19 protein-coding genes are annotated in these 19,666 nt (G+C 42.8%); 6 read left to right on the top strand and 13 right to left on the bottom strand.

Annotated elements, in window-relative coordinates; translation table 11 throughout:
* Window positions 1-31 precede the first annotated feature (31 nt).
* Window positions 32-886, bottom strand: coding sequence for a UbiA-like polyprenyltransferase (locus AAGR14_RS11045; RefSeq protein WP_342648655.1), 855 nt, complete (start codon window positions 884-886; stop codon window positions 32-34).
* Window positions 887-902: 16 nt separating this feature from the next.
* A complete protein-coding gene (yihA, locus tag AAGR14_RS11040; protein WP_342648654.1) occupies window positions 903-1,508 on the bottom strand; it encodes a ribosome biogenesis GTP-binding protein YihA/YsxC in 606 nt (201 codons plus the stop codon).
* A 56-nt stretch (window positions 1,509-1,564) separates the two neighbouring features.
* Between yihA and AAGR14_RS11035 the strand changes: the two genes are divergently transcribed.
* Window positions 1,565-2,056 carry a VOC family protein gene (locus AAGR14_RS11035; RefSeq protein WP_342648653.1) on the top strand — a complete coding sequence of 164 codons (492 nt, stop codon included), beginning with the start codon at window positions 1,565-1,567 and terminating at the stop codon, window positions 2,054-2,056.
* A 102-nt stretch (window positions 2,057-2,158) separates the two neighbouring features.
* Here the strand turns inward: AAGR14_RS11035 and AAGR14_RS11030 are convergent, their stop codons facing one another.
* Window positions 2,159-2,890 (bottom strand): DUF481 domain-containing protein, encoded by a 732-nt coding sequence (locus tag AAGR14_RS11030; protein ID WP_342648652.1) that lies wholly within the window; start codon window positions 2,888-2,890, stop codon window positions 2,159-2,161.
* 78 nt (window positions 2,891-2,968) lie between these two features.
* Window positions 2,969-4,219, bottom strand: a complete 1,251-nt coding sequence (locus tag AAGR14_RS11025) for a DUF2130 domain-containing protein (protein ID WP_342648651.1) — start codon at window positions 4,217-4,219, stop codon at window positions 2,969-2,971.
* A 304-nt stretch (window positions 4,220-4,523) separates the two neighbouring features.
* On the opposite strand from AAGR14_RS11025, the gene AAGR14_RS11020 reads away from it, so the two are divergent.
* Window positions 4,524-5,318 carry a TIGR00266 family protein gene (locus AAGR14_RS11020; RefSeq protein WP_342648650.1) on the top strand — a complete coding sequence of 265 codons (795 nt, stop codon included), beginning with the start codon at window positions 4,524-4,526 and terminating at the stop codon, window positions 5,316-5,318.
* 59 nt (window positions 5,319-5,377) lie between these two features.
* Here the strand turns inward: AAGR14_RS11020 and AAGR14_RS11015 are convergent, their stop codons facing one another.
* Both AAGR14_RS11015 and AAGR14_RS11010 read right to left on the bottom strand, forming a co-directional pair.
* Window positions 5,378-5,887, bottom strand: coding sequence for a hypothetical protein (locus AAGR14_RS11015; protein WP_342648649.1), 510 nt, complete (start codon window positions 5,885-5,887; stop codon window positions 5,378-5,380).
* Window positions 5,877-6,341: a hypothetical protein gene (locus tag AAGR14_RS11010; RefSeq protein WP_342648648.1), complete on the bottom strand. Its 465-nt coding sequence runs from the start codon at window positions 6,339-6,341 to the stop codon at window positions 5,877-5,879. The genes AAGR14_RS11015 and AAGR14_RS11010 overlap by 11 nt, the downstream gene beginning before the upstream one ends.
* Before the next feature lie 236 nt (window positions 6,342-6,577).
* Between AAGR14_RS11010 and AAGR14_RS11005 the strand changes: the two genes are divergently transcribed.
* Together AAGR14_RS11005 and AAGR14_RS11000 are read left to right on the top strand one after the other, a co-directional pair.
* Complete coding sequence (locus AAGR14_RS11005) at window positions 6,578-8,458, top strand: SPFH domain-containing protein (protein ID WP_342648647.1); 1,881 nt, start codon at window positions 6,578-6,580, stop codon at window positions 8,456-8,458.
* Between the two features lie 172 nt (window positions 8,459-8,630).
* A complete protein-coding gene (locus tag AAGR14_RS11000) occupies window positions 8,631-9,416 on the top strand; it encodes a DUF3050 domain-containing protein (protein ID WP_342648646.1) in 786 nt (261 codons plus the stop codon).
* Between the two features lie 75 nt (window positions 9,417-9,491).
* Here AAGR14_RS11000 and AAGR14_RS10995 read toward each other — a convergent pair whose 3' ends face one another.
* The 4 genes from AAGR14_RS10995 to nadC form a co-directional block, all read right to left on the bottom strand.
* Complete coding sequence (locus tag AAGR14_RS10995) at window positions 9,492-10,244, bottom strand: DUF2071 domain-containing protein (protein WP_342648645.1); 753 nt, start codon at window positions 10,242-10,244, stop codon at window positions 9,492-9,494.
* Between the two features lie 70 nt (window positions 10,245-10,314).
* Window positions 10,315-11,115, bottom strand: coding sequence for a M48 family metallopeptidase (locus tag AAGR14_RS10990; protein WP_342648644.1), 801 nt, complete (start codon window positions 11,113-11,115; stop codon window positions 10,315-10,317).
* 10 nt (window positions 11,116-11,125) lie between these two features.
* A complete protein-coding gene (gene plsY / locus AAGR14_RS10985; RefSeq protein WP_342648643.1) occupies window positions 11,126-11,773 on the bottom strand; it encodes a glycerol-3-phosphate 1-O-acyltransferase PlsY in 648 nt (215 codons plus the stop codon).
* Between the two features lie 42 nt (window positions 11,774-11,815).
* The gene (nadC, locus tag AAGR14_RS10980; RefSeq protein ID WP_342648642.1) at window positions 11,816-12,664 is read right to left on the bottom strand and encodes a carboxylating nicotinate-nucleotide diphosphorylase; all 849 of its coding nucleotides are present in this window, start codon (window positions 12,662-12,664) and stop codon (window positions 11,816-11,818) included.
* A gap of 156 nt (window positions 12,665-12,820) precedes the next feature.
* Between nadC and gpmI the strand changes: the two genes are divergently transcribed.
* Both gpmI and AAGR14_RS10970 read left to right on the top strand, forming a co-directional pair.
* Window positions 12,821-14,341, top strand: coding sequence for a 2,3-bisphosphoglycerate-independent phosphoglycerate mutase (gene gpmI, locus AAGR14_RS10975; protein ID WP_342648641.1), 1,521 nt, complete (start codon window positions 12,821-12,823; stop codon window positions 14,339-14,341).
* Complete coding sequence (locus tag AAGR14_RS10970) at window positions 14,328-14,882, top strand: hypothetical protein (protein WP_342648640.1); 555 nt, start codon at window positions 14,328-14,330, stop codon at window positions 14,880-14,882. Before gpmI ends, AAGR14_RS10970 begins: the two co-directional genes overlap by 14 nt.
* Before the next feature lie 89 nt (window positions 14,883-14,971).
* Here the strand turns inward: AAGR14_RS10970 and AAGR14_RS10965 are convergent, their stop codons facing one another.
* From AAGR14_RS10965 to AAGR14_RS10955, 3 genes are all read right to left on the bottom strand, one after another.
* The gene (locus AAGR14_RS10965) at window positions 14,972-15,703 is read right to left on the bottom strand and encodes a hypothetical protein (protein WP_342648639.1); all 732 of its coding nucleotides are present in this window, start codon (window positions 15,701-15,703) and stop codon (window positions 14,972-14,974) included.
* A gap of 50 nt (window positions 15,704-15,753) precedes the next feature.
* Window positions 15,754-16,830, bottom strand: a complete 1,077-nt coding sequence (locus AAGR14_RS10960; RefSeq protein WP_342648638.1) for an SGNH/GDSL hydrolase family protein — start codon at window positions 16,828-16,830, stop codon at window positions 15,754-15,756.
* 283 nt (window positions 16,831-17,113) lie between these two features.
* A complete protein-coding gene (locus AAGR14_RS10955; RefSeq protein WP_342648637.1) occupies window positions 17,114-19,615 on the bottom strand; it encodes a DPP IV N-terminal domain-containing protein in 2,502 nt (833 codons plus the stop codon).
* Between the last annotated feature and the right edge of the window lie 51 nt (window positions 19,616-19,666).

Here is a 19,666-nt window from a genome sequence, read left to right as displayed (position 1 = left end):
AGTTACCGACGTTAACGATTTCGGTGTTATTTTAGTGATGGATGAAACGATCTATCAAAAAGAAAAGAGCAAAAACTACGCTGGCTATGCCATTGGTAGTCATAAAAGCAAAATTAACCCGACTCAAATCGTTAGGCTTGACTAAACGGTGCTGGTAAACCAACATGCTGCAATACACTATTACACCCATATAATAAGGTATGCCCACATTAGTAAAAAAGGCCGGCAAAATCACAAATATGGCTGACAGCACATGCAGGAAAATTGACAGGTTAAGTGCGCGTACCGTTCCTAACTTGCTCGGTATGGAGTGCAGGTTTTCATTGCGGTCAAAGTCTTCATCCTGCAGTGCGTAAATGATATCAAAGCCACTCACCCAACATACTACAGCTAAAGAAAAGAAGATAGGCAACAATGCAAACTGTCCCGTTACCACTAAGTATGCTCCAATGGGTGCTAAAGATAAACCCAGACCCAAAACTAAATGGCAAAGTGCAGTAAAGCGTTTAGTGGCGCTGTAACCTAATACCACCAGTAAAGCAATTGGCGACAGGTAAAAGCACAGCACGTTGATGAACCAGGTAGTAATTACAAACAATAAGCAATTAAGCAAAGTGAAAGTTAGTGCGGCGGCTGGGGTAATACGCCCGGCCGGTATATCGCGAACTTTGGTGCGTGGGTTTTTCGCATCAATTTCCCGATCGAGGTAACGGTTAAAAGCCATAGCCGAGTTGCGCGCAAAAATCATGCATAACAGCATCAGCACAAGTTTAGGCCACTGAAAGGTGTATTGGGTAGTAGTTACTGCCAAAAAAAAGCCAATAAAGGCAAATGGCATAGCAAAAATGGTATGCGAAAAGGTAACTAACGAAAAGTATTTCTTCATTTCGGTTAAAAGACGTTTAAATCTCTGCGAAGTTTTTGTTCACACTATCAATAAAGTTCAGTACCTCATCCCTGCCCAGTTTATTCTCTGCAGACGTGATGAAGCATTGCGGCACTTCCTCAAAAGTTGCTGTCATCTCCTTTTGAAACTTGGCTACGTTTTGATCTGTTTTAATACTTGACTGTTTATCTGCCTTGGTAAATATCAGCACAAAGGGCAAACCCTTTTCGCCAAGCCAATTGCAAAAAGCAAGGTCAATTTTTTGAGGTTCAAGCCTGCTGTCTATTAAAACCAATACACACTGCAAGCTTTCCCGCTTATCTAAATAAGTGCGGATAAATTTGTCCCAATCTTCTTTCTTGGTTTTAGAAATTCGGGCATAGCCGTAACCGGGTAAGTCAACCAAATACCAATCGTCGTTAATTAAAAAATGATTAATAAGTTGTGTCTTTCCAGGTGTTTGCGATGTTTTAGCTAAACCTTTTTTAGAGGTAAGCATGTTTATAAGTGAGGACTTACCCACATTTGAGCGGCCAATAAAGGCATACTCTGGCCGCGTGGGTGGCGGAAGTTTAGAAACTTGCGTATTACTGCAAATAAATTCGGCAGATTTGACAATCATGATACAAAGGTAACCTTTGCAAATTATACTTTTAATGTTTAAACATATAATGAATTATGAATGACTATAAAATACCCGCGCAAACCCGCATAGGGCATGTGCATCTGAAGGTAAGCAACCTGCAACGGTCTTTAGATTTTTATTGCGGCCTATTAGGTTTTGAGTTAATGATGAAATATGGGTCGCAGGCTGCTTTTATATCAGCGGGCGGTTATCATCATCACATTGGGTTAAACACGTGGCATAGCTTAGGCTCCGGCCCTGCTCCCGAAAGCGCGCCAGGCTTATATCATACGGCCATCTTATATCCTGACCGGAAAGACTTAGCAGCCATCCTGAAAAGATTACTGGACACTCAATATCCAGATATTACAGGCGCATCAGACCATGGAGTTTCAGAAGCTATTTACCTCAATGATCCGGATAAAAATGGGGTGGAACTATATTGGGACCGTCCTAAAGAAATTTGGCCAACAGACGAAAACGGCCATCTAACTATGTTTACACGCCAGTTAGATATTACAAACCTGCTTACAGAATTATCATAACAAATTAATTATATGAAGCATGTAAATTACTGTATATAAGATTTTTGTGATAGTTACTGTATATGTTATTACTTTAAGTTATGGCCAGATTCGTTTAAATTCTTAAAAATATTTTTCAAGCCTTAGGCCGTAAGTCAATAAAAGATTTTCACTTTGAGTGCGGGATATTTTGTTGTAAGACAGGCTACTGTTTAAGTTAAGCCAGTTGTTTAATTTGAAGCCTAAACCAAAAGTAGAGCGAATGATATAATCGTTTTTTCGGGTTAACGAATTTTGCAAAAAATTTCCGCTGTCAATAGTAATCAGGTTGTTGATCAAAAAGTGAAACTGCAGCCTCAAAGAGTTGCGGTACGTATGGTAAAGCTCGCGGGCAGTTTCGCTGGTATTGATGTCGCTCAGATCATATAATATGCCATCACTAACATTAAGGTAAGTATTTGGCTTGTCAAGAAAGCTGTAAGCAATACCCCCGCCGGCCAGTAACTGGCTATTAATTTTTAGCGAGTAGCTTGTGTTGTAATTAGCAAGCCCCCAATAGTATGCATGCGGAATAGCTTTGTATAAATTAAAGTCGACCGATGATGAGTAGTCGTTGTTAATTAGCGCATTATTTGATCTTCCGTAAACCCAGCTGTTACTGGCGTTAAGAGCAATAGCTCTTTTTTTGATTTCAAAGCGTAAACTGTTATTCAGCAAATAAGAATTACCATCGCGTGCCCGGTTGACAGAACCTGTCGAATTGTAAATTACGTGGTAGTTGGTGGTATCGCTAAACTGAGCCTTTGCGGAAAAGCCGGAGAGCAATACACTTAAAAAAGATAGATACTTAAACATCAGTGTGCAGTTCGGTTGCCTTAAATCGACAACCCAACTGCTTGCATTGTTTGTGGTATTTTAAATAGTAGGCTTACTTTAACCTAACATCATGAGGTCGTCATCGTCAGCCAGGCTTAACTGGATGTTTTCGCTTCCTGCAATACCCTCAATTGATCCCTGAATGTGCACTGCGCTCAACAGAACCTTTTCCAATTGCTTTTCGCGTATTTTCCAAAGTTTTTCCATCGCCTCACGCTCTTTGTGTATAGACATGCGCATGCTGGCAAAGCCCTCACGTAGTGCTTTCCACTGCTCGTTAAATTCACCGCTGGTTAGGTAATCATACAACAAGTGCATTTTGTCGCCTTTGCCCTCCTGTGCTCTTATAATGGCCGACGTTTTAATTACGCAATCACGCAAGATGAATGATACCGCTTTAACCTCAGCAAACGAGCAAATCCAGACACCGTCGCGCTCGCCAAAACAATCCATGTCGCGGGGGTAGCATTGGGTAACAATTACGGCAATATCTGCACCAATGTGGCGCATGTCTTTTTTTAGCTTTTCAATCCAGTCGCCGCCAAATTCTTTGGTTCGTTTGCATTCATAGATAATTTTGCCGCACTCCTGCCCAAATTGGTTACGCACGGTTTGCACGCAGTCTGCTCCGCGTATGCCTTTACCAACCTCATTAACCATATCAAACGGGAAATAGCCGCGCAGCAATTCTTCCAGAATCAGCTCCTGTACTTCGCCCTGTAACTGCATCGAGCCCTGTTCTGCTTTCCGCTTCATCTCGTCGGCCAGTTTCTTCTGGTCGTCCAATTGCTTTTCAAGTTCTTTAACTTTAAACTGATATTCGGTGTCGCGCATGGCAAAGCGCTCGGCCTCCTGCTTACGGATGTGCTCAGACAGTTGGTTCCGCTGTTCTTGTATGCGGCGCTCCAGCGTTAGTTCAAGTTCCTCTTCGCGGCTTTTGAGCGTACGCTCTTTCTGCAAAAACTCTAACTCTTTTTGCCGGGCGCTACGCAATTTATTTTCCGAGTCTTTTACCGAATTTTCGAGCATGCGCATTTGATTTTCAACGTCAGCCTGGATAGATTTTCTAAGTGATTGCTCCATTGCCTCCTGCATCTGGCGTTTTTCTTCGCTCAGGCGGAGCTCAAACTGCTGCTGCTGCTGGCGTTGTTTAGCGGCAAATTCTTCCTCCTTCTTTTTAAACTCATCTTCTTTTTGCTGCGTATACTGCTGCATTTTAATACGAAGTTGTTTCTTATACTCTTCAGTCATCACTTCCTCAATCGGGAAACCATGATTACAACTCGGACACTTCACTTCTGTTGCCATACCTATGCTTTTAGCTATGCGTATTAAACCGGTTTAAAGGTATAAGTAATTTTGCTAAAAGTTTAAGCAAAGATTTACACACTCAAGCTAACGTTATTAACAATTAACCAATGGTTGCTAAATCCTTTGATGGATTAAGAACATCGAGATATAAACTTAGAGTTTTTTGTAAATCTGATTCAACTTAGCCGGGATTGGCTGCTTTGCGCTAATTATTCATGCGATAAATAAAATATTTTGCGCCGGTTGTAATTTTTAAGTACCCTCGTGTATCTAAATTAAAAAGCTTTAAACAAATAACATCATGCAAAACCACGAAATTGATTACCGCATATTTGGCGAAGAAATGCAATACGTTGAGGTTGAACTCGACCCTAACGAAACGGCTATTGCCGAGTCGGGTGCTTTTATGATGATGGACGATGGCATACAAATGCAAACCATTTTTGGCGATGGCAGTCAACAGCAAGGAGGCGGAATTATGGGCAAATTGTTTAGCGCCGGGAAGCGTTTACTAGTAGGCGAAAGCCTGTTCATGACAGCGTTTACTAACATCGGCAACGGCAAAAAAAGAGTGAGCTTTGCATCTCCATACCCAGGCAAAATCATTCCGCTTAATTTGATGCAACTGGGTGGCGCGGTAATTTGTCAAAAAGACGCTTTTTTGTGCGCTGCTAAAGGTGTGGCTATAAATATTGAATTTCAGCGCAGATTAGGAACTGGCTTATTTGGCGGCGAAGGCTTTATTATGGAACGTTTACAGGGTGATGGGATGGCCTTTATGCATGCCGGTGGACACGTGTTTGAACGCGAACTTAAAGCCGGGGAATTAATTAAGATTGATACCGGATCGTTGGTAGGATATACTACAGGGATTGATTTTGACATTCAGTACATTGGCGGTGTACGCAACAAGATATTTGGCGGCGAAGGTGTATTTTTTGCCACTTTGCGCGGTCCGGGTAAAGTATGGATCCAAACCTTACCGGTTAGTCGCCTGGCCAGCCGCATACTGAGTTACGCATCGCCGGGTGGCCGCAAAGAAGAAGGAAGCATTTTAGGCGGCCTGGGGAATCTGCTTGATGGCGACGGGTATTAACAAGTAACTATTGTACCATAAGCCGTGACCTTATAAATAAACATGAGGTTGCGGCTTTTTTAACGGGGCTTCACTTGTTGTATTTGATGCAGCTGTTGTTTAAGCTCTTGGATGTCTTCTTGTGCCTGGCGGTTTTCCAGGTAAAAGTAGATGGCAGTTGCTAAAAATATTTTACCTAAAATAAATACTGCTGCAAACACCCATCGCCAAACTTTATGTACCCGTATATGAGTGTTTTGCGCATCTACCTCTATATAGCCGGGTTGTTGTGGTGCCGAATGCTGGCGATTTTGAGAATAGTCGCGGTAAGGTTGCGGTTGCTGCGGGGTCCGCAAAGTAACTTCGTTAATGTCGGCCTCAATACGGTTCCATAAACCGGGCGGCGGCGGAACAGCCATCCAATCGGCTAATTTGAGCATGTCCTGCTCTAATAACTTAAATTCTTGTTGCACTTCAGGGTATTGCTGTTTCATCGAAAACACCTCCTGCTCCTCTTCGGCTGTTGCCGAACCGGTGAAGTAAGATTCTAAAATCCCGCTTTCAATAAATTGCTTTACCTTACTGTCCATTTCTTATCACACTAAAAGCTTCCCTTAAACTGCGCCTGATGTCATCTGTAGCAATACTCATTTCCTGCGCCAGTGCTTCGATGCTTCTGTTTCCGTAGTAAATATTACAAAATATATACTGTTGCTCGGCCGTCAGCAAATTTAATGAATTATTTGGTTGCCCGGGCGCAACAAATTTAGTAGCGCCAATATTTAATGCTGGCTGTGTGTTTTTATACAGAAAATTTTTGGCCAGTTGCTGCAGTCGTAGCCAAGTGTTTACTTCGGGGCCAATAAGCTCATCAGCAAAACGAGAAATTCGCTTAAATATCTCAACAAAATGATTTTCGGCCTCAGTATGGTCATTGACTATACCTGTAATATAACCTAAAAGAGCACCTCCATATTGGTTATAAATTGCACGCAATGCATCTTCTCGCTTGGCTAAGGAACTATGATTATTTGTCGGTTTCACAAACTACAGGTTTAAACAACTATCGGCTAGAGCACACAAAAATAGTATAGTGTTGCTATATTTTTGCATTTAATGGCACCATACTGTATAAATATTTGTGAAAAATTATTGTAACAATGTTTACAACACATCATCTAATGGTTGCTTATTTAGCTGAGGTACTACAATAATGCTGTAAGCAACGTTCAGAGCCCGCACCTTAAGGGCCCGTTTCAATTAAAATTCACATTTATAAAATGGCTGATTTAATTTTTAAATTATGGTGGGTGCTGCCCGTTATGGCCGCACTCGTAATGTACAAATCTGTACTACGCGTTTTTTTTGGGATGATTATCGTGCCTGATGATCGCATTGGCTTAGTCGTAAAAAAATTCGCACTCTATGGTGATGATCAGCGCCTGCCCGATGGTCGCATTATAGCTACCCGTGGTGAAGCTGGTATGCAGGCTAAGCCCCTGGCTCCGGGTCTTTACTGGCGCATGTGGCCCTGGCAATACAGCGTAACTATGGAACCGTTTACCATTATTGAGCAAAACAAACTGGGCCTGGTAAAGGCCAAAGATGGCGCTCCGCTGGATACCGGCCGCGTTTTGGGCCGACCAGTAGAGTCTGACAAATTTCAAGATTCTCAACGCTTTTTAGAAAACGGCGGACAAAAAGGCCCGCAGGCCGCTTTCCTGACACCAGGTAGTTACCGTATCAATACATTTTTATTCGAAATTGTAATGGTGCCTATTACGCAGATACAAGAAAACAAAGTTGGTATTGTGACTACGCTTGACGGCGAACCCTTAGATAAAGGAGAAATTGCCGGTGATTCGGTAGCTGGGCATCGTAATTACCAAGATCCGATGGCATTTATTCATGCAGGTGGCAAAAAGGGTTTACAGGAAGATGTAATTCTGGCCGGTACTTATTATCTCAACCCATGGTTTGTTATTGTTGAACAGGTAGAGATGATGCACATCCCTATTGGTTACGTAGGTGTAGTAAACTCGTTTGTTGGACCAGAAGGTACCGATACAAGTGGTGACGCCTTTAAACATGGTAACATTGTTAAAAAAACCCAGAAAGGTGTATGGTCAGAACCGCTTGATCCAGGTAAGCATCCCATCAATATATATACACACGGTGTTGAAGTGGTGCCTACCACCAATATAGTGCTTAACTGGGCAAACAGCCGTAGTGAAGCCCACGAGCTAGATAAAAATTTAAGTACGATTAGCGTACGCTCGTCTGACGGTTTTACGTTTAATCTTGACGTTGCTCAAATTATACACGTTCCGCGCAACGAGGCGCCTAAGGTGATTGCCCGTTTCGGTAAAATGAAAAATCTGGTGTCGCAGGTTTTAGAGCCTACTATTGCCAACTACTTTCGCAACGCAGCGCAAAAGAGCGATGTAATCGGATTTTTAACCAATCGTTCGCAACGTCAGGATGATGCCAAGCAACACATCAGCCAGGTATTGGCGGATTATAACGTAGTTGGTGTAGATACCCTGATTGGTGACATTGTGCCACCCGAGGCGCTGATGAAAACCATGACTGATCGTAAACTGGCCGAAGAAGAGCGCCGCACTTACGAGATACAGCGCAGTGCCCAGTTAGAACGTAAGGAGTTTGAAAGCGCAAAAGCGGGAGCCGATATGCAGCCGGAAGTAGTAAAATCAACCCGGCAGGTAGAAATTAACACCCAGATGTCGGCAGCTAAGGTTGCTGCAGCAAAAGGTGATGCTGAATCCCGGGTAATAAACGCCAAGGCAGATGCAGAAAATCGTACGGTTAATGCCCGTGCCGATGCCGAAGCCAAAACTATCATAGCTAAAGCCGATGCACAAGCCACTGAAGTAAACGGTACTGCCGACGCAGGCCGTATAAAGGCTATTGGTTTGGCAGAAGCTGAAGTAACTAAGCAAAAAACTGAGGCCATGGGTACCGAGCAATATGCCATTGTGCGCGTAGCAGAAGCCTTGGCCAGCAACGGCGTAAAACTGGTTCCAGATATTTTGGTAAGCGGCAAAGACGGTGGAAATGGTGGTATGATTGATGCTTTAATAGGCAACGAGATGCTAAAAAAACTTCAGAAAGAAAACGCCACAACCTCTAACAATAATTGATACGATATAAAATTCTCCAGCAGCATCACAGTTACTAAGCGATTGTGATGCTGCTTTAGGTTTTATGTAACTCATCTTTTGACTATCAAAAAACCGTCATAAAAAACTGCTGACTAATTCACTTCGTTAATACCTTTTTATTTTTACTCAACTTTTAAGAGCAGATACTTTTATGTCAAATCAACGCATAGCACAACTTAAATTACAAATAGAACCTTTAAGGATGCAACTGGTTCAACACCCCTTGTATCAAAACATCCGTTCACTTAACGACTTGAATGTTTTTATGGAGCATCACGCGTTTGCGGTATGGGATTTTATGTCGTTATTGAAGGCTTTACAACAAAAGCTTACCTGTACACAACCGCCCTGGATGCCAGTAGGTAATGCAAATAACAGGTACTTAATAAACGAAATCGTAACCGGCGAAGAAAGTGATGTTGACCAGCATGGCAACCGTACCAGTCACTTTGAACTTTACCTTAAGGCCATGCAGCAAGCCGGCGGCAGCGCCAATGCTATTCAGTCTTTATTTCGGGAGTTACAGAATAGTAAAAACATTGACGAAGCTTTACTCATCGCCGATATACCGGATGCGGCACGCCAGTTTGTGCGGCACACTTTCGACGTAATTGCCACCGACGAAGCCTATCTGCAAGCTGCTGTTTTTACCTTCGGTCGCGAAGATTTGATACCAGATATGTTTATCAGCATGGTGAAAGAAATCAGTACGCAGTTTCCTGGTAAAGTTGATTTGCTGATTTACTATTTAGAGCGGCATATTGAGGTAGACGGCGACCACCACTCACAATTGGCTTATCAAATGACAGCCGAACTTTGCGGAGACGATGACGATAAGTGGCTAAAAGCGACCCAAGCTGTCGAAAGTGCATTAACAGCACGCATTGCTTTGTGGGATGGTATTTTGCAAGCCCTCACTATTCCCGTAGCGCAGTAATTAACTGTAAAAAAGCCGCGGTGTATTCATCAATTTTGATGAGCGTCCGCGGCTTTTGTATTGAACAGGATTTTGTTATTTAGAACTGACCAAAGGTTGTTGACTGGCTTTTTTTATACGTTGGGCTATCCTTACAGCTACCTCAGAACCTTTTGCAAAAAATGCAGAATAAGGTTGTTTTAAGTATTCCTTGAATCCATCGCCATACAAGCCGGCAACGTCGGCATCGAAAACGGTATCGGTTACTTGGGCTATTTGCCACGATTCGTGTTCGACGGCATACTCAATGGTGCTTTTTTCGTTTACGAGATTATATCCCCAGTAATGTTCAAAAATAAAAGCTTCAGCACTATCGTTTTCTATGGGGGCAAAAGTGTTACTTACCGTAGCGCCCAAACGGTTCCAACGTTTATTAAATTTCCAGTCGTACGAATACTCGGTGCAATCATTAGTTGCGGCCTGTACAGCATGTCGCATCGGCATAGCCTTGTAATGCTCGTTATAAAGATTATTGGCTATCAGCGGAATCAATGGTAAAGGCACAATCTCGCTAATAAAAACGGCACCGCGTTTCCATTCCTGGCCATCAAAATACCGCACGTAAAAGCGCAGGTTAACCTCTTCGAAGTTCACATGCCAGGGCCACTTAACACCCAGCACTCGTGTTTCCATAAACATAAAACCAACCATACTGACCAGCGCCTTACCCTGCCATAAATCAAGTTCGGTAAAAGCAGGGATGTATGGTTTTAGCAGTGCCGGGTCAACTTCATAATTCACCATCAGCAGGTCTCGCCATTCGGCTTGCAAAAATTTAATCTTCGGCACGTTGTAATATTCAGGACGTCAAAGCAATTAAACAAAAAATCCAGCTTTGAGTGCTGGATTTTTTCAAATATTATTGTTTGTAGTATTTCATCGCCTCAGGAATGCGGGCCTGTATATCGCGGATACGGGTTTCGTCAGACGGGTGAGTGCTCAAAAACTCTGGTGGAGCGCCGCCACCACTTTTAGCTGCCATGCGTTGCCAAAAACCTACTGCGGCATTGGGATTGTAACCTGCCATCGCCATAAATGTCAAGCCTAAGCGGTCGGCTTCACTTTCCTGCGCACGGCTGTAATGCAGCAAAGCCAGTTGGCTGCCAGTACCATATAAAGCGTTGGTGATTTTCAATAAGCCTGATTGAGAACTGTTTGCGGCCACTCCTACTGCAGCGCCTAAGCCCTGCGCTACATATTGTTGCGAGATGCGCTCTGCCGAGTGCTTCGCAATGGCATGACCAATTTCGTGGCCCATTACGGTAGCTAAACCGGCATCATCCTGTGTAATGGGTAAAATACCGCTGTAAACGGCAACTTTACCACCAGGCATGCACCAGGCATTGATTTCTGAGCTTTGTATCAGGTTAAATTCCCACTGAAAGCTGTACTGGTCGCCATATCCGTTTTGCGACAGATAACGCTGTATAGCAGCTGCCAGTTGATTGCCCACGCGTTTTACCCGCTGAGCGTCTGAAGAGCCGGTAATTACCTTAGTTTTCGGATCGGTAAGTAATTGACGGTAACTGGTAGCCGCAGACTCGTTAATTTGCGAGTCGCTTACGGCTAAAAATTGTTTACGTCCGGTTAAGGGCACGGTTGAACAGCCCAAAAAGATAACGCCCACCAAAAAGGCCATTATTGGTTTTGCAATTTTCATAGGTAGTTAGTTAGGCTAATTTGCTTTTAAATAGGTTTACTTTCGACTCCTTGCCTTTTAACAACCGCTCTATATTTTTTTGATGTGTAACCAATATTAAAACACATATACACATACTGTATATGATGACTGATTTTATGTACACCGGAAATACAAACGTAACTCCGATAGAATATGTAAAACCTGCCATTATCGAACTTAGCGATACATATTTAGTGGTTAGCAATACTAAAATAAATACTCCAACACAAAGCAAAGAGGCTTGTAAGTGTATAGCCAAAATCATTCCAAACAAGGTAGCTACCCCCTTACCTCCCCTAAAACCTGCAAATACCGGAAACAGGTGCCCCATCACTGCAGCAATACCTAAAGCTAACTGGTAATTTATAAATGCAGCTGTATGATGGCTGCCAATAGCGGTTACACTAAGCAGATAAGCTAAGTTGGTAGCTGTCCATCCTTTTAAAATATCAATAAGCATTACAGGTATGCCGGCTTGTTTGCCTAACACCCTAAACGTATTGGTGGCACCTGCGTTACCGCTGCCATATTCTCTTACATCTATGCCATAAAAAGCCTGACCAACCCATACCGCGGTAGGTATTGATCCGAATAAATAAGCCAGAATAAGAACTAATACCGAGTAAACAGATATCATTTTGTCACAATAATACTAAATCAAAGCTTACAGTTAAGCTATTTATTCCTTAACTGCCTTCAAACTCAAATCAAGGCTCTTTACAGAGTGGGTAAGCGCTCCCACCGAAATATAATCAACACCGCAGGCTGCATAATCGGCAATGGTGTCGGCCGTTATACCGCCCGACGCTTCTGTTGCATACCGCCCGGCAATGATGTCTACAGCCTGCTTCAAATTACTCAGGTTAAAGTTATCAAGCATAATACGATCGATGCCGCCTGCTTCCAGCGCTTCATTCAACTCATCTAAATTCCTTACTTCAATCTCGATGGGCAATCTTTTGTTTTGCTCCCTGAGGTAATCTTGTGCATTATAAATGGCTTGCTTTACACCGCCCGAATAATCTACGTGATTATCTTTGATAAGAATCATATCGTACAAACCAAAACGGTGATTAACACCGCCGCCAATTTGCACCGCCCATTTTTCGAGGTAACGTAAACCCGGCGTAGTTTTACGGGTATCGAGCACCCGGGCATTGGTACCTTTTAGCAAATCACATACCTCGCGGGTTTTAGTTGCAATGCCCGACATACGTTGCATACAATTAAGTACCAGCCGTTCGGCTTTAAGTATCGAGTGCACGCTGCCTTGCACTTCAAACACTACATCTCCGGGTTTAATTGAAGCACCGTCGTTAATATAGGTATTGATTTTCAGCTGCGAATCAACAATTAAAAATATTTCCTGGGCCAGTTCAACGCCGGCCAATACCCCTGTATCCTTTACCAGCAGTTTAGCTTTGCCTTGCGTACCGGCAGGTATTGTTGCTAACGATGTATGGTCGCCATCGCCCACATCTTCGCTCAGGGCAAGATGAATAAAGTCATCTACGATTTGCTTATCCAAGTTTTGATTTTTTTGAAGTTTCAAAAGTATAACAAATACTTAGAATTTAGTTTTTTTGAATTGAATGCTTATTGTAACTAATCAAATACTTTAATATAGCCAGCCTGTGGCGTTAAGTTAGTAAGTGCTTTATACCAAAAATTCTATATTTGTGCCGTGGAAAACAAAAAAGTTGCCTTACTGATACTGGATGGCTGGGGCTATGGCCGCCACGACCAATCTAACGCCATATACATGGCTAACACGCCGTTTTTTGACGAGATGCTGCAAAAGTATCCAAATGCGAAACTGGTAACATCGGGGATGGATGTTGGTTTACCCGACGGACAAATGGGCAACTCGGAAGTTGGCCACATGAACTTAGGCGCAGGCCGCGTAGTGTACCAGGAACTTGGCCGCATACACAAAGCGGTTGATGATGGCGAACTCATAAAAAATCCGGTGATTGCCGGCGCTTTTGAATATGCCAAACAGCAAGGCAAAGCGGTACACCTAATCGGACTGATCTCTGATGGTGGTGTGCACTCCCATACCAGACACGTTAAAGGTTTGTGCGACGCTGCAACTGCCTCTGGTTTGCAGCAGGTATACATCCATGCATTTTTAGACGGTCGTGATACCGATCCAAATTCAGGAGTTGGCTACATCACCGATTTGGAAAATGCTATAAGCAGCCAGCCTGTAAAGATTGCTTCGGCAATTGGCCGCTACTATGCGATGGATCGCGATAACCGCTGGGAGCGCGTAAAGTTAGCTTATGACCTTATGGTGCATGGTACAGGCAAACCTGTGAATAATATAATTGACGCCATCAAAGAGTCATATGCCGAAGGTGTGACCGATGAGTTTTTGCTGCCTGTAGTAAAGGTAGATGCAGACGGGCAACCTATTGCTACTATAAAAGATGGTGATGTTGTAATTTGTTTTAATTTCCGTACCGATCGTGGCCGCGAGATTACGCAAGCATTATCGCAAAGAGAGTTTCCGGACCAGCAAATGACGCCGCTTAACCTTCGTTATATTACGATGACCCCTTACGACGAAACTTTTAAGAATGTCGACGTAATCTTTAATAAAGAAGATTTGGTGCAAACTTTGGGCGAAGTGTTGGAAGGCGCTGGTAAAAATCAAATACGTATTGCCGAAACTGAAAAATATCCGCACGTTACCTTCTTCTTTTCGGGTGGCCGTGAGCGTGAGTTTTTGAATGAAAAGCGAATCATGATCCCTTCGCCAAAAGTGGCCACCTACGACTTACAACCAGAAATGAGTGCTGAGGGACTGCGCGATGCTATTTTACCTGAACTGCAAAGCGGCTGGGCAGATTTTATTTGTCTAAACTTTGCCAATACCGATATGGTGGGCCACACTGGCGTGTTTAGCGCTGTAGTTAAAGCTGCCGAAACGGTAGACAGCTGCGTAAAAACTCTAGTAGAAGCAGGCACGCAAAACGGCTACTCGTTTATCATCATTGCCGACCACGGCAACGCTGACTTCATGGTAAATGATGACGGCTCTCCGAACACCGCTCATACCACCAACTTGGTACCTTGTATTTTGATTGATAAAGATATTAAACACATTAGCGACGGTAAGCTGGGCGACATCGCTCCTACCATTTTAAATATACTGGGCGTTACCAAGCCCGAAGCGATGACAGGTAATGTACTGGTGTAATCGGTATCATTTTAAAACACTGTTTATCTCTGCCGTATTTGCATCCGGTTTGCTTTCGTGCAAACCGGATGTTCATGTAACCGAGGCCGGAAAACGCTATTTTGATTTAAAGCAGTTCATCAATGCTGACTCTGCGCGTTTAAATAAACTGGCGCCGTTGGTACTCAAAGCCGTACAGCACAATAGCGAAAAGTCCCAAACACTGCGTGTGACTATAAAAAACTGGGGAGAAGAACTGGCGTTATTCAGCGCATCCGATATTAACAAGCCCGCCTGGCGCGACAGCTACCAAATTTTGCAGCAGGGTGATTCGGTTATTTATACCGCTTTGTACCCCGAATTAGTTACTCGTCGCATGGTGATTAGCAAAAATGGGGAAGCGGTCAAAAAAATTGTTGTTGATAATTTTACCAAAAATCTGCTCTATCAAACTAAGGAGCACCTGGTATATTATCCAGACTCGCTTTACTTGATAGATAAGGAGCAAAAAGTTAAATTAATAGGCGTTAATCGATATCGTATTGCAGGAAAGATTAAATAGCAGTTATTTACTGATTTGACTTGTATCGATGTTTACAGTTAAACCATAGCTCATTCCCAGTATAGTTAAATCGATTTCGAAAAAAATTTCTAATTTAATAGAATAACTGTTGACGCTTTATTTACAGTGCCACCATAGGACTTGATTTTTGCTGATGCTTTGTTGGGTGAAAAGTCAATTATCAGCTTACCATCACTGTGCTTTGAAAGCCTGTTTATCAAATATGTGTCTAAATACCCATAACGTTCAGCACCAGAGTGGGTACGATATTCAACCTTTAAGTTATTCCGAACTTTGAAATTTAAATCAGTCTTGACGATATTCAGTCCATCAACAAGGTAAATTGATTCATTTAGTACTAAAGGATTGCATGTGTTTTTCAACTTCTTATTGAAGATTTTGACAGATTGGTTTTTCAGGTTAATAAAATATCCATTTCCTTCATTGTTTCCATCTTCATCTACGTAAGTAAATATCGAAAAAAGTAATGCGTCATTATCATAAAAAACTTTGCTGATACCCCTGATATTTTTTTTAGTTAGTATAAGCTTGCCTTTTATACTAACTAACAAAGTATAAGTTTCTTCAGAATCTTCTTTTGCAGTTAATTTTACTCCTTTCGATGCAATTAACAAGGTGTTGTCAACATTGAAACTTAACGGTTTTACCTCGGCAGAACGAATAACGGTAAAAACAGAGATATCCTTATGATTGGACTTTTTCTGTCTAATCTTTGCATTTGCAGCTGGCGGGAACCCGCTGTTGCATGGCTTGGTTGTTAAAGATATGCTCGCAAAAAATAAATATAAGGTTGCCATCATAACAAATCTACAATTGCTGCTTTTCATCACCCCTTATATTTCTATATTCCTTACCACTTCACATTCTTTTCAATAAAGGTTATCAACTGGTTAGCCATAACTTGCTGCTCTTTAGCGCTGGGGTGGCCTGGTGTGTTTTTGTAGCGGAAGATCAGGCTGTTTATCTTTTTATCGTGCAGGCCGGCTACCGCTTGCCGGATATAACCTGTCCAGGGCGAGTTTTCGCGACTGGCATCCATACTGCCTAAGGCGCAGATGATATGGGCATTGGGGTAAACTGCACGGAGAGAACCCACAAATTTTTGGTATGCCTTTACAATCTCGGTCCCAGTAGGTGCCTTGTCGCCAAAACGTACTTTAAACTCGGGTAGTTGCGGTTGCGTTACCAAAGCCGCATCGTTCTGGAAAAGGTTGATGACAACTACATCAGGTGTGTAATTGTTAAAGTTCCATTTCTTTTGTGCATCAAATGGGTCCAGGCGGTCATACAGCTCAGGCATAATCAGTGGGAACCAACTAATCATCAATCCAATGCCGCTACGTGCAATGCAATGGTAATCAGCATCAAAATGCCGGGCCGTGATAGCGCCGTAAGCTTTGTAATTATCTTCAAACAAAGCCGAGCCTCTGTCCTGCCCCGTTGTGTCGAGCACGGCGTAGCCGCAGGTTATGGAATTGCCAAAAAATTCAATCTTTCTTTTTTTTGCAACGGGCGCCGGCAATACTTCGGCATTGCCGTCTATATCAAACTCATAAAACCAGGTTTTACCCATCACCCATTCAGTTAGTTTAAACAGTTCAAGAGTGTGTTTGCCTTCGGGTAAATCGCTTACCAGCGGGTAGTAATGTTTGGTTTTATCTAACGCAATCTTCTTTACCAGTTTGCCGTCAACCAGCACGTTATAAAAATTGAATCCAGCCTGGTCTTGCAGTAAAGCCTTTACGCTGCTGCCTTTAAAGTTTATTTTAACACTGCTGCCCGACCAGGATAACATCGCCTTATCAGGTTGCACATCTACCCTGCCCATATAAAATATGTGATTGTCCGTATGTTTAAGTACTACCTGGGCATCGCAAATGCCATAACCGGTGATCATCAACAGCGCTGCTAAAAACAGTTTCTTCATAAATAAAGGTTAATTATTTTTATTTAGAATAATTACAAACTATATTTGTCACCACAAAGTAGCTATGGACAAAGAGAGGTTGAGCTTACAAGCCGAAGATAACGCAAATCAGCAAATGCTGATGAAAGAATTCATTTTCAGGTTAGATTGTGTATATAAAAGCTGTTGTAAGAAATACAAAAAAGGAAAGCGTTGTAAAAAATGCCCTGATAGATAATTAACCGTCTAATATCTAAAAAGATATTTTTCACAACGCTTTCGCATCGTCTGCCGTCAGTTTGACTTACTGACCTGCTATTTCGCCTGCGCCTGTCGCCGGGCGTTTGTTGTTTTGCTCCTGATCGCGTTCAATCTCAACAATGTCTACAGGCTGCGAAAAATCGCCCAACAAGTACTTCACAAAGTAATCGCCTTTTTGCCAAAAAAAGTATTCGGTCATGTCGCCATAGGCATGTCGCTGTCCGGGTAATAAAACATAATCAAAACGCTTGTTAGCCTTAATTAAGGCGTTAACTACCCTGATGGTATTAGACGGACTTACGTTATTATCTATATCTCCGGTAGATAGCATGAGGCGGCCTTTTAAATTCTTGGCCAAATCCTGGTTTTTATCTATTGAGTATTGGAAAGTTGTATCACCCTTAGGTGTGATAATTTCCTTTACGCCATGATGTTTTTCGCTCCACCAGCGGTTGTAGATACTATTATCGTGATTGCCCGATTCGGATACTGCCACTTTATAAAAGTCGGGGTATACCAATATGGCCGCTGTTGACATAAAGCCACCACCTGAGTGCCCGGTGATGCCCACTCGGGTAACATCAATAAACGGATAGCGGTCGGCTAACTGCTCAACCGTTGCTTTCTTGTCGGCCAAGCCATAATCCCGAAGGTTACCATAACCAAAGGTGTGGTACCACTTGCTTCGGCCGGGGTTACCTCCACGGTTGCCTACCGTTACTACTATAAAACCTAACTGCGCCAGGCGGTCAACATTGTTCATACTTGCTGTAAAGGCCTTGTTTACGGCTTCGGTTTGCGGACCAGGATAAACATATTCAATAACCGGATACTTTTTGGTTGCGTCAAAATCAAACGGTTTATACATTACGCCATATAAATCAGTTACACCATCGTCCGCCTTTACCTTAAATGGTTCCGGAAACTTATAGCCCGATGCCATCAGTCCCGACAAATCGGTGGTTTCAAGATCAAGCAGTTTATGGCCGGCATTATCATACATCACCGATTTAGGTGCAGTATTTACGCGCGACGCGGTATTAACAAAGTAATGGCTGTCGTCGCTCATGCTTACGGTGTTATCCAAGTTGCCTGGATTAAGTAATTCCAGGTGCGAACCGTCGAAATTTATGCGGTACAAATGCATGTAATAAGGATCCTGTTCTTCGCGGCCCGATGCGGTAAAGTATAGTATGCGGTTTTTGGCATCTACATTTACAATCTCCTCACAGTGAAATGAACCTGAGGTAATTTGATTTTTGAGCTTGCCATTCTCATCATACAAATAAAAGTGGGCCCAACCGTCGCGTTCAGACCATTCTATAATTTCCTTACCATCATTAACCAGTGCCGGGCGGTTAATTTCGACGTAGGTGTTCATCCGCTCTTCAATCAAGGCCTTAACTGCCCCTGTGTTAATGTCAACGTAACAAACATCGATACGCTTAAGGTCACGACCGGTGCGGTAGAAATAGAACTTGTTGTTGTTCCCCAACCATATGGACGGCCTGAACTCATCATCGCGGTTTTTTTGCAGCATGGGCGCAGGCCAGGTAGATAATTCCTGATCTTTAAATAACGATACGTTTAGTTTTTTAGATGTTTTTGCAGCAAAGTCGAACAGCAACATCTCGCGAGCTGGTGCTTCTTTTTCGCCAGGCAATTGGTACTTGTAAGTTTCGAGCGTTGGCCGGGGCAGGGCAATACTATTAATTACCCACATATCTTTTACCTTACGCTGATCGGTGCGGGTAAGCACAAAATGTTTAGCATCAGGCGACCACAACACCTGTGCGCCTTTACGCTTGTTACGATTTTTTTCGCGTTCTACGTTGGTTTCGTTACCAAAGCTGCTGCCGTACTCGTAATTTTCAACACCATCTTTAGTCAATTGATGTTCAACCACAGTGCTGTCATCCTCATTTTTTAAAGCCTTTTTATAATTGGCCTTATCCATCCAGTACAAGTTGTACTTGCGCGAAAATATGATGGCCGAACTATCGGGCGCTATGGATGCCCACATTGGTTTAGGCTTTACTTTTTCGTAATTTTTAAGCTCAACCAATTGCTCGGTTTGCAGATTATACTGAAAATAAAAAGTCTTTTTTTCGAGCGAATCTGCTGCTTTTTTATCTTTCCGCTCTTTTTTTAACTGCTCAACCGTGCTCTTCAACTCAAATTGAATTGCTTTTTCGTCTTTCGTAAATTTTAGATTTTCGATAGGCAGATGCTGTGCATCAAACGGATCTTTTACAGTTAGTGTAATTGCAGCAGCCAGTTTAGCATTGTCAAACAATACTTTCTTGCTCCGGGCTGACGGATCTACCAGGTACCATTTTTTGCCATTGCTGGTTTCATACATATACCAAAAACGGTCCGACCCTTTGAGCCAATGCGGGTCGACCGAGGTACTGAAAACCATTTTGCGTATTTTTTGTGGCGAGAACCTGGCAGCCAACTGATAGTTGCCTTTAACCGATGGCGTTTGGGCATATAACTGCGCACAAACCAGCGATGCTGCCGCGAGAGAGTAGAGTTTTTTCATGTAAACCAATAGTTACTAAATTGAGGCTTAATTTACCCTAAATAGTGTTTT

The sequence above is a fragment of the Mucilaginibacter sp. CSA2-8R genome, assembly GCF_038806765.1.
Lineage (GTDB): Bacteria > Bacteroidota > Bacteroidia > Sphingobacteriales > Sphingobacteriaceae > Mucilaginibacter.
This window is presented reverse-complemented; position numbering and strand designations above follow the sequence as displayed.